This is a genomic window from Sphingomonas hominis, from assembly GCF_013328205.1.
GTDB lineage: Bacteria > Pseudomonadota > Alphaproteobacteria > Sphingomonadales > Sphingomonadaceae > Sphingomonas > Sphingomonas hominis.
Genome location: NZ_JABULH010000004.1, coordinates 269,901 through 284,147, shown reverse-complemented (window position 1 = coordinate 284,147; position 14,247 = coordinate 269,901). Strand labels below are relative to the sequence as shown.

Genomic DNA, 14,247 nt, shown 5'->3' with positions numbered 1-14,247 from the left:
CCTCCCGGTCTGCTAGCCGATGCCGCGCCAGATCACCGCTTATTCCAACCCGCTGATCAAGCAGGTCCGCGACCTGCGCGACAAGCGCCACCGTCGCGAACAGGGCCTGTTCCTGGCCGAGGGTTTGCGCATCCTGACCGAGGCACGCGAGACCGGGCGTGTGCCGCGCTTCCTGTTCTTCGCCGCTGCCTCCGCCGGACACCCACTGGTTGGCGCGCTGATCAACGCGGTCGAGGCGTCGGGCGGTGAGGCGATCGAGACCACGCCCGACATCCTGTCGAAGCTGTCGGGCAAGGACAATCCGCAGGCGGTAGTCGGCGTGTTCGCGGCGTTCGAGACGCCGCTGTCCGCGCTCGACCGAACGAATTCGCCAATCTGGCTCGTGGCCGAGCGGCTGCGCGATCCGGGCAATCTCGGCACGATCCTGCGCACCGGCGACGCGGTCGGTGCCGGCGGGCTGATCCTCGTCGGCGAGTGCGTCGATCCTTTCTCGGTCGAGGCCGTGCGCGCCAGCATGGGGGCGCTGTTCACCGTGCCAATCGTGCGGACCGAGTGGGCGCCCTTCATCGCTTGGCTTCGCGCCGGGCCGGGGCAATTGGTGGGCTTGAGCCTCCAGACCGAGCATGATTACCGCACCGCCGATTATGCCGCGCCGACGTTCCTGCTGACCGGCAACGAGGCGCAAGGGTTGCCCGACGATTATGAGGCGGCGTGCGACCTGCTGGTCAAGCTGCCGATGCTGGGCAAGGCGGATAGCCTGAACGCAGCCGTCGCGACCGCGGTGATGGCTTACGAGGTGCTCGCCCGGCATCGCTGATACTGTTGATGCGACATCGCGACGCGCTTGCCTAGTTGGATGGCTCACCGCCTGACCAACAAAGATCAGCAACGAAGCGCAAAGCCGTGGGTTCTGTGCGCCGTGACTACCGGCTTCCCCACCTTCCTTCGCCTTCCCGCCGCCACGCTCGACGACCTGCCCGACACGCCTGTCGTGGTGTTGGGCGCTGCCGAGGCGACGCCGTACGATCCCGCCCAGCGCAGCCATTCCGCCGATGCACCCGGTGCAATCCGAGCGGCATCGCAGCAGTTCGCCGGGCAGGTATCGCAGCATGACTTCGACTTGAACGCCACGTTGCTGACCAAAGGTGCCGATCCGGTGTCGGTCGGAGTCGACATCGGCGACGTCGTGACCAAGGTTCAGGATGCCGACGGCAACCGCCACCGCATCGCCGCCGCGGTCGAGCAAGTGCTGGATGCCGGCGCCTTGCCGGTGGTGCTGGGCGGCGACGATTCGGTGCCGATCCCGGTGCTCGCCGCCTTTGATCGCTTCGGCCCAGTGACGGTGGTGCAGATCGACGCGCACGTCGACTGGGGCGGGACGATCCAGGACGAGGACAATGGCTATGGCTCGCCGATGCGGCGCGTTGCCGAGATGCCGTGGGTGACGGGCATGCTCCAGGTCGGCATTCGTGGCCTGGGCAGCGGCGCGGCATGGCAGCACGATGACGCGCGCGCCTTCGGTGACCAGATCCTTACGGCACGCGAGTGGCATCGACGCGGTGCCGAGGCGGTGCTTGACGAGCGGCCGGGGGGCGAGCGCTACGTCGTGTCGATCGACTGCGACGGGATCGATCCTGCCGCCTTCCCGGCGGTGGCGATGCCGACGCCGGGCGGGCTGACCTACGAGGATTGCCTTGACCTGCTCCACGGTCTCGCAGCGCGCGGGCAGATCGTCGGGCTTCTTCTCGCCGAGTACGTGCCAAGCCGCGACGATCCGCAGCGGCTCTGCGCGCAGATCGCAGTGCGGCTGGTGACCGTCGCGATCGGGCTGATGCGGCGTTGAGCTCTTACTCCGCCGCCGCGTCGTAGCTGAGCTTGGTGAGCGGCCGCACCGCCTGCTCGCCGACCGGCAGCGACTCGATCGACTTGGTGCCGGTATCGATGTTGAGCGCTTCGAAGCGGCGCGCGCTGGTCAGCACCTGGCTCTCCAGGCTGCCGACGAACGAATTGTACGCGCCCATCGCGGTGTCGAGGTTTTTGCCGAGTTTGGCGACGTGCCCGCCCATCACCGCAAGACGGCTGTAGAGCTCCTTGCCGAGCGTTGCGATCTCCTGCGCCTGTGCGGCGAGTTTCTCCTGCCGCCACACCGCCGAGACGGTGCGCGCGATCGCAATTAGGTTGGTCGGCGTCGCAAGCAGCACGCGGCGATCGAAGGCGTCGTCCCACAGCTTCGGGTCGTGCTCGAGCGCGGCACCGAGGAAGTGTTCGCCGGGCACGAACATGATGACATAGTCGGGCGCGTCGTCGAACTGCGTCCAATAAGCCTTGGCGCCGAGCGACAGCACATGGTTGCGCATGGAGAGCGCATGCGCGGCGAGGCCGAGCTGGCGCTCGTTCTCGTCCACCGCGCCGAACGCGTCCTGGTAGGCGTTCAACGACACCTTGGCGTCGATAATCAGCGACTTGCCGCCGGGGATACGCACGATCGCGTCGGGGCGCAGCCGCGCGCCGTCGTCGAGCGACACGCTGACCTCCATCTGGAAGTCGGTATGTTCGGCGAGGCCGCACGATTCGAGCACGTTGCGGAGCTGCTGCTCACCCCAGCGACCGCGTGCCTTAGGGGCATTGCGTAGCGCGTTGACGAGCTTGGCAGCCTCGCTCGACACGCGTTCCTGCCCGGTGCGCATCGCCTCGATCTGGCCATGGAGCTGGCCGAAGGCGTCGCGGCGCTCGGCCTCGATCCGCTGGACGCCTTCCTCGTAGCGCAGCAGGCGGTCGTTGACGGGTTGCAGCAGCGCCTTGATCCCCTGCCCCGTCGCTTCCTCGCTCTGGCGGAGGCGTGCCTCGGCGCGGTCGAGGAACTGCTTCTGCGCGTCGCCGAGCGCGGACTGCGCGACCTCCTTGAAGCGGAGGCTCATCTCGTCGGCGGCGACTTTCAGGTCGGCGATGCGCTGCTCGGCGGCGCGACCCTCGGCTTCCAGCCGCGAGACGTGGAGACGCGCGGTCTCGCGTTCGTCGCGCGCTTGGGCGAGGTCGCGGCGGAGGTGTTCGGCGGCGCGGGCACGTTCCTCGGCACCCGCCAGATCGGCGATGGCGCGGCGGAATTGCTCGGTCTGTGCGTCGCGCTCGGCACGCGCGGCGTCACGCTCCCCGCGCATCTGGTCGCGCTCGGCTGTCACGCCGCTCGTGGCCTGCCGCGTCAGGAACCAGCCGAGTGCGGCGCCGACGACCAGCGCGATGAGGGCGATCAGCAGTGTCTCGGCCATGCGGCGCTCCGGTGGAAGGTCACGAAAGTCACAGCCCTACGCGGCTGCGCGCGCGGGCCTGCGCGCGTGGGGGGCGGCGCAGGAGGCGGAACATAGATCGAACAGCCAGTGTAGGATAGGGGGTATTTGGGACGCGGATGAGCTGCGTAGAAAGCAGCGGGGCCTGGACCAGGTTCGGGGTGACGAGAAGAAGGAGCGCGTTGCCTGCTCCACCTTCCGAGCCAAATCGCGCCGTCCGGCGAAGCTGTCGGCGCCGATGCTTCGCGCGTAGCCTACCCACCCCCGGCCCCTCCCTTCCAGGGAGGGGAGTTAAGCGCTCAACCGTTGCGGCGCATCTTGTCGAGCTTCTTCATCAACATACCGCGCTTCAATCGCGAGATATGGTCGGTGAACAGCACGCCGTTCAGGTGATCGATCTCGTGCTGCATGCACGTCGCCATCAGCCCGTCGAACTCCTGCTCGTGCGGCTGCCCGTCGGTGTCTAGCCAACGGACGTGGCAGCGCGCGGGGCGGGTCACCTCGGCATATTGCTCGGGGATCGAGAGGCAACCCTCGTTGTAGGTCGAGGTTTCCTCGCTGACCGACACCAGCTCGGGATTGATGAACGCGTGCGGGTTGCGCGTGCCGCCGGCGTCAGCCTCTGCTCGATCCTCGTCGGCGCTCTCGGCCGTCTCATCGCCTTCAGGTCGCTCCTGCAAGTCGATCACGACGATGCGCTGGAGGATGCCGACCTGGCTCGCGGCGAGGCCGATGCCGCGCGCGTCGTACATCGTGTCGAACATGTCGGACACGATGCCGCGTACCTCGTCTGTCACCTCGACGACGGGCGCGCACATCTTGCGCAGGACGGGATCGGGGACTTCTACGATCGGGAGAATGGCCATGACGGGGCAGCTAGGTCGCCGTCATTGCAGCGTCAAGCGACGGGACGGCGCGCGCGGAGCGCCTGGGCGAGCGTGCCCTCGTCGAGATAGTCGAGCTCGCCGCCGACCGGCAGGCCGTGCGCGAGCTGGGTCAGCCGCACCGGATAGCGCTCCAACCGGTCGGCGACGTAATGCGCCGTCGTCTGCCCCTCCAGCGTCGCGTTCATTGCGAGCACGACCTCGTCGATCTCCCCCTTGGCGACGCGCGCGACGAGCGGTTCGATCGCGAGATCCTCGGGCCGGACGCCTTCGAGCGCCGACAAACGCCCGCCGAGCACGTGAAAGCGGCCGGGGAACAACCGCGAGCGCTCCAGCGCCCACAGGTCGCTCACGTCCTCCACCACGCACAGCGAGCGCTGGTCGCGGCGGGAGTCGGCGCAGATCGCGCACGGGTCGCTGGTGTCGACGTTGCCGCAGGTCGAGCAGGTCGACAGCCGTTCCTCCACCGCGGTCAGCGCGGCGCGCAAGGGGACGAGCGCATTCTCACGCTTCTTGACCAGGTGCAGCACCGCGCGTCTGGCCGAGCGGGGACCGAAGCCGGGCAGACGGGACAGCGCCTGCGTCAGCGCCTCGATCTCGGGGGATGCCATGCGTGGTATATGGCGATCCCCTGCCCCGTGCGCCAGCGCGTGGGGTGACGCACGCCGCGCGATGTGGAAAAGGCTCGGCCATGCGGATCGTCTTCATGGGAACCCCCGATTTCGCGGTGCCGACGCTCGACGCGCTGGTGGAGGCCGGACACGAGATCGTCGCGGCGTACAGCCAGCCGCCGCGGCCGGGCGGACGGCGTGGGCGAGAACTGGTCGCCTCGCCGGTGCAGCGGCGCGCGGAGGCGCTGGGCATCGCGGTGCGAACGCCCGTGTCGTTGAAAGGCGCGGAGGAGCAGGCGGCATTTGCGGCGCTGAACGCGGACGTCGGCGTGGTCGCGGCGTACGGGCTGATCCTGCCGCAGGCGGTGCTCGACGCGCCGCGGCTCGGGTGTCTGAACGTTCACGGCTCGCTCTTGCCACGCTGGCGCGGCGCGGCGCCGGTCCAGCGCGCGATCATGGCGGGCGACGCGGAGACGGGTGTCGGGATCATGCAGATGGAGGCGGGGCTCGACACCGGGCCGGTGCGGCTGGCGGGACGGACCCCGGTCGAGCGCAAGACCGCGGGTGAGTTGACCGCCGAGCTGGCGCAGATGGGTGCGCGGTTGATGGTCGAGGTGCTGGCCGACGTGGACGCGCACCCGCCGGTGCCGCAGCCAGGCGATGGTGTCACCTATGCCGCGAAGATCAGCAAGGCCGAGGCGAAGATCGACTGGACCCGCAGCGCAGGCGAGATCGAGCGGATGGTGCGCGGGCTCAACCCGGCGCCGGGCGCGTGGTTCGAGCTCGCGGGCGAGCGCGTCAAATTGCTCGCCGCCGACGTGCTGCCGTTCACCTTCCCCGGCGGCGAGGGCGTGACGGTCGACGCCGCGCTGACGATCGGCTGCGGCGACGGCGCGATCCGCCCGACCTTGGTGCAGCGCGCCGGGCGCGGAGTCACGAGCGCGGAGGAGATGCTGCGCGGATTTCCGGTCCGGTCGGGGACCGAGCTCGCGTGACGCGCTTCGCGCTGACGGTCGAGTTCGACGGGCGGCCATTCATGGGGTGGCAGCGCCAACCGCACGGCGCCAGCGTGCAGGGCGCGATCGAGGACGCGCTGCACACGATCACCGGCGAGGACGCGACGGTGCATGCCGCGGGGCGGACCGACGCCGGGGTCCACGGGCTCGCGATGCGCGCGCACGTCGACGTCGCAAAGGTGATCACGCCGTTCCGGTTGATGGAGGCGCTCAACGCGCGGCTCCGCCCGCAGCCGGTCGCGGTGCTCGCGTGCGAGGAAGTGCCGGACGACTGGCACGCGCGCTTCTCGTGCCTGGGGCGCTCCTATGAGTATCGCATCGTCAATCGCCGTGCGCCGCTGACGTTCGAGCGTGGCCTCGCGTGGCAGGTGCCGCAGCCGCTCGACGCGGAGGCGATGGCTGGGGCGGCGCAGGTGCTGGTCGGGAAGCATGACTTCACGACCTTTCGCTCGGTCCATTGTCAGTCGGCGAGCCCGGTCAAGACGCTCACGCGGCTGGGCGTCCGGCGCGTGGGCGATCGCGTGATGGTAGAAGCGGCGGCGCGATCGTTCCTCCACCATCAGGTGCGCTCGATGGTCGGCTGCCTCGTACTCGTCGGCCTCGGGCGGTGGAGCGTCGAGCGGTTACGCGAGGCGCTTCAGGCCGCGGACCGCGCTCAACTCGGCCTCAACGCGCCGCCCGATGGCCTGTTCTTCGTCGCCGCGGATTATTGACGCGAGAAGCGAGCGGCGAGTTCGGTGTGGGTCGACCAGCGGAACTGCCCGACCGGCACAATCCAATCGAGGTGATAGCCGCCTTCGCACATGATCTTGGCATCGCGCGCGAAGCTACTGGGATTGCACGAAACGTAGGCGACGTGCGGAACGCGTGCGGCAGCGAGCGCGTCGATCTGCTCGCGCGCACCGGCGCGCGGCGGATCGAGCACGACCGCGTCGAAGCGGTCGAGCTCGGCGGTGGTGAGCGGGCGACGGTAAAGGTCGCGGTGCTCGGTGAAGAAGAGCCGCTGCGCGCGGTCAGCGCCGGCCTTCAATGACAGGATCGCGTCACGTCCGCCTTCGGCGGCATAGACGCGGCCGGGTAGTGACAATGCGAAGGTGCCTAGCCCGGCGAACAGGTCGGCGGTGATGCGTGGGCTCCCGATCGCCTCGTGCACCGCGGCGACCAGCGCCGCCTCGCCTTCGCGCGTCGCCTGGAGGAAGGCGGCGGGCGGCAGCGGTACAGGCGTGTTGCCGAGCGTGATCGTGACCGCGTCGGGCTCCCAATGCGTCTCGGGGCCGAGCCCGTCGTCGAACGCGATCCGCGCGACGCGGTGCGCCTGCGCGAAGTCGGTGATCGCGTCGGCGTGCTTGAGCCCGGACGGCGTCACGCCGGTGATCAGTACGTCGACGCCCTGATCGGCGAGGATCAGGTGAACGTCGAGGCGGCGCTTGGGCTTGAACACCGGCAGCAGGCGCTTGAGCGGGCGCACCAGCGCGAACAACTCGGGCGCGAGCACGTGGCATTCGTGCAGGTCGATCAGTTGATGGCTCTTCTCCGCCGCGAAGCCGAGCCGGCCGGCGGGGTCGTAGTGCAGCGTCGCGCGGCGGCGCGTGCGCGGCGACGACAATTGGGCGGCGCGTATGTCGGTCGTCAGCCCCTGCGCGGCGAGCGCGCCGGCGATGCGGTCGGTCAGGAAGGCGGACCAGCTCTCGTCGTCGAGGTGCTGGAGCTGGCACCCGCCACATTCTGGGAAGTGGCGGCACGGTGGAGTCTGGTGGTGCGGGCCGGGCGTGATCGTGCCGTCGGGTGCCAGGCTGTCACCGGGTGCGGCAAAGGCGACGTGGCGGCCGTCCTCGGCGACGCCCTCGCCGCGCGCTGCGACGCGTAGAATGATGCTCATCGCGGTGCCGTAGAGCGGTTTGCCCGGCGCGTCACGCGGGTGCGGCACCGTTCCGACACGTGCGACGTCAGCGCGGCGGCACCGCTCCGGCAACTGCCGCTCTGGCGGGCCCCAGCGCACAGGCGAGATCGTCGGCGATGAACGCCGGACCGCAGCGCCGCGCTGCCTCACCGTGCAGCCACACGCCGGCCGCGGCGGCGCCGAGCGGATCGAGGCCGGCGGCGAGACAGGCAGCGATCGCGCCCGCGAGCACGTCGCCGCTGCCCGCGGTCGACAACCAGTTGCTGGCGGCAGGCGCGAGCCGCGCGCGTCCGTCGGGCGAGGCGACCACGGTGTCGGCGCCCTTGAACACGATCGTGGCGCCGGACGCCTGCGCGGCGGCGCGGGCGCGGTCGAGCTTGCCGGCGTCACTCGAACCGAACAACGCGTCGAACTCGCCGGCGTGCGGCGTCAGGATCATCTGGCCGCCACGTGCGCGCAATTGCTCGGGCGTGACGAGGTGGAGCGCGTCACCGTCGACGACAAGTGAGTGATCGGTGGCGAGCGCGCGTTCGAGGGTGGCGCGCATGTCGTCGTCGCGGCCGAGCCCGGGGCCGACGACCAGTGCGCCGATGCGTGGATCGCCCAGCGACTCGTCATTGAGCTTGCGCCTGACCAGCGCGTGCGGTGCGGCGGGGATCGTAGAGCCGAGCAGTGCGACATAGCCGGAACCCGCGTGCATTGCCGCGGCGGCGGCCAGCTCGGCCGCGCCGGCCATGCGTCCACGCACGATTGCGACCATGCCGCGGTTGAACTTGTGCGAATGCGGCCCGGGCATCGGCAGCGCGGGCGCGGCGACCACCTGCATGGTGTCGGGCGCGGACACGCCGATGTCGAGCAGGCGAACCGCGCCGCAGTGCGACGCTGCCGGTTGCAGCAGGTGCGCAGGCTTGAGCGCGCCCAAGGCAAGGGTGATGTCGGCAGGCGCCGGGCACCCGAGCAGCGCGCCGCTATCGGTGTCCACCCCGCTCGGCAGATCGATCGCGATCGTTAGCCGTGCCGCCGCGATTAGCACCAGGAGCGCTTGCGCGATTGCAGGATCGAGCGGGTGCGAAAGCCCGATCCCGAACAGCGCGTCGACCAGCACCGGCGCCGGCGCTGTGTCGTGCAGCGTCTCGACGGGGCCGACCCAGCCGGCACGCGCTTGCTGCGCCACGTCACTGCCCGGCGTGCCGAGCGCTGCGACACGAACCGGATGGCCGTCGGCGGCGAGCGTCGCCGCGATGACGTAACCGTCGCCGCCGTTGTTGCCCGGTCCGCACAGCACCAGCACCTCCGATCCGGCGGACAGGCGACGGATCGCGGCGGCGCACGCCTGCCCCGCGCGACGCATCATCGCGGCGGCGCTGTCACCCTGCTCGAATGCGGCCTGCTCCACCGCGCGCATGTCGGCGGCGGTGAGGACCGCGGCACCCTCGATCTGTCTCACGGACGCTTCGTGTCGGTCGGCTTCACCGTCACTGGCAGACGATAGATGTCGTCGCCGAGTGCGACCTCGATCTCACTGGCGCCGACCAGCGTCACCTGCGCGGGTTGCGCGCCATCGGCCGCGACGACGCCGCGGCCGTCCTTGGTGACGAGCAGGCGACGAAACCCGCCGTCGGGGTGACGCACGGTCAGCACGAGCCCACGGTCGCTCTCCTGCCGCTCGACGCTGCACACGCGCGACAAGGTGGCGGCCGCACCGACCGCACAGTTGAGCAGGCCATCGTCGGCCGCCTCCTGGTCCTGCACCGCCTCGACGTTCGCCAGCACCTGCGTGTTCGCGGTCTGCTCGGGTGAGCAGGCCCCGGCGAGCGCGGCGAGCAGAACCGCGCTAGATGTCCGCGTAAACATGCGTTTCCGCTTGCGCGCCAGGATGGGTGACAGCGCCCTTGTAGGCCGGACCGACGTTCTGAGCATAACGCCACAATGCGCCCGAGCCATAGTCGTTGCGCCGCGCCTGCCAGCGCGCGCGGCGATCTGCGAGGACCGCGTCCGCTACGTCTAGGTCGATCGTGCCGGCCTCGGCGTCGATGCGGATGATGTCGCCGTCCTCGACCAGCGCGATCGGGCCGCCATCCGCTGCCTCCGGTCCGACATGGCCGATGCAGAAGCCGCGCGTCGCGCCGGAGAAGCGCCCGTCGGTGATGAGCGCGACCTTCTCGCCCATCCCCAAGCCGTAGAGCGCGGCGGTGGTGGACAGCATCTCACGCATGCCGGGTCCGCCCTTCGGCCCTTCGTAGCGGATGATGATGATCTCGCCTTCCTTGATCTGGCGCGCCTCGACTGCGGCGAACGTGTCCTCCTCGCAGTCGAAGCAGCGCGCGGGCCCCTCAAACTGGAGCCGGTGCATGCCCGCCACCTTCACGATCGCGCCATCGGGGGCGAGCGTGCCGCGTAAGCCCACGACGCCGCCGGTTGGGGTGATCGGCGCGCGCGCGTCGTAGATCACCTTCTGATCGGGGTTCCACGTCACCTGCTCGATGTTCTCGGCCAGCGTACGTCCGGTGACGGTCAGGCAGTCGCCGTGAAGCAGCCCTTCCGCCAGCAACGTCTTCATCAGCATGTAGATGCCGCCGGCTTCGTACATGTCCTTGGCGACGTACTTACCGCCGGGCTTAAGGTCGGCGATGTAGGGCGTGGTCTTGAAGATCTCGGCGACGTCGAACAGGTCGAAGTCGATCCCCGCCTCGTGCGCCATCGCGGGCAGGTGCAGCGCGCCGTTGGTCGAACCGCCGGTCGCGGCGACGATGCGTGCGGCATTCTCGAACGCGTCGCGGGTGCAGATGTCGCGCGGGCGGATATTGGCGGCGAGCAGCTCCATGACTTGCGCGCCCGCCGCAACCGCGATCTGCTCGCGTGAGGTATAAGGTGCGGGCACCATGTTGCTGTTCGGCAACGACAATCCGATCGCCTCACCGACGCAGGCCATGGTATTGGCGGTGTACTGCCCACCGCACGCGCCGTGACCGGGGCACGCCACCTTCTCGAGCGCGTGCACCTCGCTGATCGGGCAGGTGCCCGCGGCATAGCGGCCGACAACCTCGAACACGTCGACGACGGTGACGTCGCGATCCTCGAACCGGCCGGGCAGGATCGATCCGCCATAGACGAAGATCGACGGCACGTTGAGCCGGAGCATCGCCATCATCATGCCAGGCAGCGACTTGTCGCATCCAGCGAAGCCGACGAGCGCGTCGTAACAGTGGCCGCGCACGGATAGCTCGACCGAATCGGCGATCACCTCGCGGCTGACAAGGCTCGACTTCATGCCCTGGTGGCCCATCGCGATGCCGTCGGTGACGGTGATGGTGTTGAAGCGCCGCGGCATGCCCCCGCCCTGCTCCACCCCGCGGCGTGCGGCATCGGCCTGCGCGTCGAGTGTCGTGTTGCACGGCGCGCTGTCATTGCCCGCGGAGGCGAGTGCAACGAATGGGCGCGCAATCTCCTCCTCGGAGAGGCCCATCGCGTAATAATAGCTGCGGTGCGGCGCGCGCTCGGGACCGACCGAGACGTGGCGGCTCGGCAGGTGGTTCTTGTCAAAACGTGTGGTCATGGTGCCTGCGCTATGCTGCGCATGCGCAAGCTATGGCAAGCCTCGAAGCTGTGCCGAGACAGAAAAGTTCGCAGGCCTCAGCCGAGTTTGGCGAGCGCCTGCTCGACGCCTTCCATCGTATAGGGTTTAGGCAGCATCGGGCGGTCGCGGTACTCAGGCGCGATGTCCTCGCCACCGCCGCCACTGGCGAACACGAAGGGAATGTTCTTCGCCGCCAGCGCTTCGGCGATCGCGAAGCTCTTCTCGCCGCCGCGCAGGTTGACGTCGAGGATCGCGGCATCGAGCCCGCCCGCCGCCACCATCGGCAGCGCGGCCGCCACGCTGTCGGCGGTGCCGGCATGCTGGCGATCGAGCGCATCGAGAAAGTCCTCGAGCATCATTGCGATAAGCGGTTCGTCTTCGACCAGGAGCACGCGCATCGTCATCGCGTGCCGCCATAACGTGCGCGCGGGCGAGTGCAACCTTTGCGCAGTCGCGCTTGATCCACGTCAAACACCCGCCAGAACGTCGCGCGCCGCCTCGGCGAGCTGCTGAACGGAGAAGGGTTTGGGCAGGAACGCGACATTGTCGAGGTCGATCGAGCGGCGGAGCTGTTCCTCGGCATAGCCCGACATGAACAGGATCGGAATGTCGGGATAACGGGCGCGCACCGCGCGCGCGAGGGTTGGCCCATCCATCACCGGCATCATGACGTCCGACACGATCAGGCTGGGACGCTCGGCATTCTCCAGCAACTCGAGCGCGGCCTCGCCGTGATCGGCGGCGAGCACGGTATAGCCCTGGCGGGTCAGCGCGCGCTCGGCGATCGCGCGCACCATGTCCTCGTCCTCCACCAGCAGGATCGTGCCCGTGCCCCAGGTGTCGGTCGACTTGGCACGCGCGACCGGTCGCGAGGGCGCCGCATCGGGGCTGACCGCGTGAACCGGGAAGTAGATGGTGAAGGTCGCACCCTGCCCCGGCTTCGAATCGGCGAAGATGAAGCCGCCCGATTGCTTGACGATGCCGTAAACGGTCGAGAGGCCCAGCCCGGTGCCCTTGCCAACCTCCTTGGTGGTGAAGAAGGGCTCGAAAATCTTTGGCAGCACGTCGGGCGGAATGCCGGTGCCGGTGTCGGCGATCTCCAGCGCGGTGTAATCGCCGAGCGGCATGATGTCGGTGCCGCGGTGGCGCAGTTCGGCGATCGTCGCCGCGCGGGTCTGGATCGTGACGCGCCCGCCGGCTCCCTTGGCGAGCATCGCGTCGCGCGCGTTGACCGCGAGGTTGACGACCACCTGTTCGAGCTGCCCCGGATCGGCACGGACGGCGCCCAAGTCGCGGCCATGCTTGACCTCTAGCACGACCGTTTCGCCGAGCAGCCGTCGCAGCAGCGTCGACACTTCTGACACGACGTCAGGCAGTTGCAGAATTTGCGGGCGAAGCGTCTGCTGCCGCGAGAAGGCTAGTAACTGCCGGGTCAGGCTGGCGGCGCGGTTCGAATTGGCGCGGATTTGCTGAATGTCGTCGTAATCGCTGTCGCCGGGCGAATGGCGCATCAGCATCAGGTCGCAATGCCCAATGATCGCGGTCAGGATGTTGTTGAAATCGTGCGCGACGCCGCCGGCTAGCTGGCCGACCGCCTGCATCTTGGTCGCTTGCGCCACCTCACGCTTCAGCCGGTTCTCCTCGCCATTGTCCTTGAAGGATAGCAGCACGGAGGCGCCACCGAAACCGCGTGTGGCGGCGATCGACAGCGCGAGCGGTTCGTCGGGGTGGTCCTTCAACCGGATGGCCAGATCGGCCGACTGCGCGCCGCCTGTAGCGAAGCGGCGCACCGTGTCGGCGACTGCGGCCTTGTCCTCGCGCACCACCAGGTCGCCGGGATAGAGCGGCGGCGCGGACGGCTCCACCCCGGCCACGCGCGAGAAGGCGGCGTTCATGGCGATGAACCGGCCTTCGCGGTCGACCAACGCGAGCCCGAAGGGGATCACCGACAGGAGTGTGTGGACGTCCTGCGGATCGCCGATCGCGGGCGCGCCGCCGAGGTCGTCGATCAACGCGACGAGGACGGGGGATTGCTCGCCGCTGCCGAGCGGCACCTGGAGCAAGCGCAGCGGCCCCGCTTCCTCGTCGCGCGCGAAATGGATGCTGCCTCGTGCGTCGCCGACGAGCAGTTGGGCGAGATCCTGCCCTGTGATAGAAGCGTTCGGCTGACCGGTGGCGCGCGCGCCGAGCACGCGATTGCCCGCGATCACCTGACCCGCGGGCGTCATCAGTGCGGCCATGATGCCCGCTTCACCGAGCCGATCGCCGAGCGACCCGTCGATCTCGCGAACCAGCGACTCGACGGTGTCGACTGCGCGATGACCGGTGAAGCGCCAGACGAGGTGGTCGCCGGCGTGGCCCGAGCGCGTCACCGAGACGGCGACGGGCGTACCCGCGACCTCGATTTGCGCCAGGGCGGCGTGACCGTCGCGCCAGGCGTCGCGCCCGGCGGCGGTGAGCGCGACGAGCGCGGGCTCGGCCAGGGCTAGCGCGGGCGGTGTGGGAAGCCCGCCGCACAGCGTCTCATATGCCTCGTTCGCGCAGACCAGATGCCCACCTCGCCCGGTTACCGCAATCGCGTCGGCGTTCGCGCCGGCGAGTGCTGAGGCCAGCGACCAATCGGTTTCGGGTTCAACGACCGTGCGGGTCGGAAAGGCCGCTTTTACAGCCAGGGCGATGCCGGCGAGCACCACCGCCGCCGCGACGAAGCCAGCCGCGACGATCATGCTGCCGACCAGCCACAAAATGATCCCGCCCGCGATCGCACCCGCCGCGCCTGCGATAAGCAGGGCAGCGCGTGTTCCGCCGATCATCGGACCTGTTGCACCCTCACGCATTGCCGCGCGATCGTCAGTTGAGCGTCACGCGCGGTGCGCGTGAACGGTGCGGTGGGCGTGAGATGCGCACGGGCGCGCGATCGCGCACGACCACGTGGAAAACAGGATCGAATGGCGCATCAGCAGTCACCCGCGGGA

Annotated in this window: 13 protein-coding genes; 4 read left to right on the top strand and 9 right to left on the bottom strand. The window is 69.3% G+C overall.

Features of this window, described 5'->3' with window-relative positions; translation table 11 throughout:
* Window positions 1–19 precede the first annotated feature (19 nt).
* Together HRV97_RS11445 and HRV97_RS11440 are read left to right on the top strand one after the other, a co-directional pair.
* Window positions 20–817: a TrmH family RNA methyltransferase gene (locus HRV97_RS11445; protein WP_174194393.1), complete on the top strand. Its 798-nt coding sequence runs from the start codon at window positions 20–22 to the stop codon at window positions 815–817.
* A gap of 102 nt (window positions 818–919) precedes the next feature.
* Window positions 920–1,843 carry an arginase family protein gene (locus HRV97_RS11440; protein WP_174194392.1) on the top strand — a complete coding sequence of 308 codons (924 nt, stop codon included), beginning with the start codon at window positions 920–922 and terminating at the stop codon, window positions 1,841–1,843.
* A gap of 4 nt (window positions 1,844–1,847) precedes the next feature.
* On the opposite strand, the gene HRV97_RS11435 is transcribed toward HRV97_RS11440, so the two are convergent.
* The 3 genes from HRV97_RS11435 to recR form a co-directional block, all read right to left on the bottom strand.
* On the bottom strand, window positions 1,848–3,266 hold the full coding sequence (locus HRV97_RS11435) for a DNA recombination protein RmuC (protein ID WP_174194391.1): 1,419 nt from the start codon (window positions 3,264–3,266) through the stop codon (window positions 1,848–1,850).
* A 317-nt stretch (window positions 3,267–3,583) separates the two neighbouring features.
* Window positions 3,584–4,150, bottom strand: a complete 567-nt coding sequence (def, locus tag HRV97_RS11430; protein ID WP_174194390.1) for a peptide deformylase — start codon at window positions 4,148–4,150, stop codon at window positions 3,584–3,586.
* A 32-nt stretch (window positions 4,151–4,182) separates the two neighbouring features.
* Entirely contained in the window at window positions 4,183–4,779 is a 597-nt protein-coding gene (recR, locus tag HRV97_RS11425) for a recombination mediator RecR (protein WP_174194389.1), read from the bottom strand.
* A gap of 80 nt (window positions 4,780–4,859) precedes the next feature.
* Here recR and fmt point away from each other — a divergent pair, with 80 nt between their 5' ends.
* Both fmt and truA read left to right on the top strand, forming a co-directional pair.
* The gene (fmt, locus tag HRV97_RS11420; protein WP_174194388.1) at window positions 4,860–5,774 is read left to right on the top strand and encodes a methionyl-tRNA formyltransferase; all 915 of its coding nucleotides are present in this window, start codon (window positions 4,860–4,862) and stop codon (window positions 5,772–5,774) included.
* Window positions 5,771–6,508, top strand: coding sequence for a tRNA pseudouridine(38-40) synthase TruA (gene truA / locus HRV97_RS11415; protein WP_174194387.1), 738 nt, complete (start codon window positions 5,771–5,773; stop codon window positions 6,506–6,508). The genes fmt and truA overlap by 4 nt, the downstream gene beginning before the upstream one ends.
* Here truA and HRV97_RS11410 read toward each other — a convergent pair.
* From HRV97_RS11410 to HRV97_RS11385, 6 genes are all read right to left on the bottom strand, one after another.
* Window positions 6,502–7,674 carry a class I SAM-dependent RNA methyltransferase gene (locus HRV97_RS11410; protein WP_174194469.1) on the bottom strand — a complete coding sequence of 391 codons (1,173 nt, stop codon included), beginning with the start codon at window positions 7,672–7,674 and terminating at the stop codon, window positions 6,502–6,504. The two genes, truA and HRV97_RS11410, sit on opposite strands and share 7 nt — an antisense overlap.
* A gap of 67 nt (window positions 7,675–7,741) precedes the next feature.
* Entirely contained in the window at window positions 7,742–9,142 is a 1,401-nt protein-coding gene (locus HRV97_RS11405; RefSeq protein WP_174194386.1) for an NAD(P)H-hydrate dehydratase, read from the bottom strand.
* Window positions 9,139–9,549: a hypothetical protein gene (locus tag HRV97_RS11400; protein ID WP_174194385.1), complete on the bottom strand. Its 411-nt coding sequence runs from the start codon at window positions 9,547–9,549 to the stop codon at window positions 9,139–9,141. The genes HRV97_RS11405 and HRV97_RS11400 overlap by 4 nt, the downstream gene beginning before the upstream one ends.
* Window positions 9,530–11,251 (bottom strand): dihydroxy-acid dehydratase, encoded by a 1,722-nt coding sequence (ilvD, locus tag HRV97_RS11395; protein ID WP_174194384.1) that lies wholly within the window; start codon window positions 11,249–11,251, stop codon window positions 9,530–9,532. Before ilvD ends, HRV97_RS11400 begins: the two co-directional genes overlap by 20 nt.
* A gap of 77 nt (window positions 11,252–11,328) precedes the next feature.
* The gene (locus tag HRV97_RS11390) at window positions 11,329–11,676 is read right to left on the bottom strand and encodes a response regulator (protein WP_174194383.1); all 348 of its coding nucleotides are present in this window, start codon (window positions 11,674–11,676) and stop codon (window positions 11,329–11,331) included.
* 63 nt (window positions 11,677–11,739) lie between these two features.
* A complete protein-coding gene (locus HRV97_RS11385; protein WP_174194382.1) occupies window positions 11,740–14,109 on the bottom strand; it encodes a hybrid sensor histidine kinase/response regulator in 2,370 nt (789 codons plus the stop codon).
* Window positions 14,110–14,247 lie beyond the last annotated feature (138 nt).

Bases quoted from the DNA above. Each gene is read 5' to 3' on its own strand.
- HRV97_RS11390 (WP_174194383.1), bottom strand. From the start codon at position 11,676: ATGACGATGCGCGTGCTCCTGGTCGAAGACGAACCGCTTATCGCAATG.
- fmt (WP_174194388.1), top strand. From the start codon at position 4,860: ATGCGGATCGTCTTCATGGGAACCCCCGATTTCGCGGTGCCGACGCTC.
- HRV97_RS11400 (WP_174194385.1), bottom strand. From the start codon at position 9,549: ATGTTTACGCGGACATCTAGCGCGGTTCTGCTCGCCGCGCTCGCCGGG.
- def (WP_174194390.1), bottom strand. From the start codon at position 4,150: ATGGCCATTCTCCCGATCGTAGAAGTCCCCGATCCCGTCCTGCGCAAG.
- HRV97_RS11410 (WP_174194469.1), bottom strand. From the start codon at position 7,674: ATGAGCATCATTCTACGCGTCGCAGCGCGCGGCGAGGGCGTCGCCGAG.
- HRV97_RS11385 (WP_174194382.1), bottom strand. From the start codon at position 14,109: ATGCGTGAGGGTGCAACAGGTCCGATGATCGGCGGAACACGCGCTGCC.
- recR (WP_174194389.1), bottom strand. From the start codon at position 4,779: ATGGCATCCCCCGAGATCGAGGCGCTGACGCAGGCGCTGTCCCGTCTG.
- ilvD (WP_174194384.1), bottom strand. From the start codon at position 11,251: ATGACCACACGTTTTGACAAGAACCACCTGCCGAGCCGCCACGTCTCG.
- HRV97_RS11445 (WP_174194393.1), top strand. From the start codon at position 20: ATGCCGCGCCAGATCACCGCTTATTCCAACCCGCTGATCAAGCAGGTC.
- HRV97_RS11435 (WP_174194391.1), bottom strand. From the start codon at position 3,266: ATGGCCGAGACACTGCTGATCGCCCTCATCGCGCTGGTCGTCGGCGCC.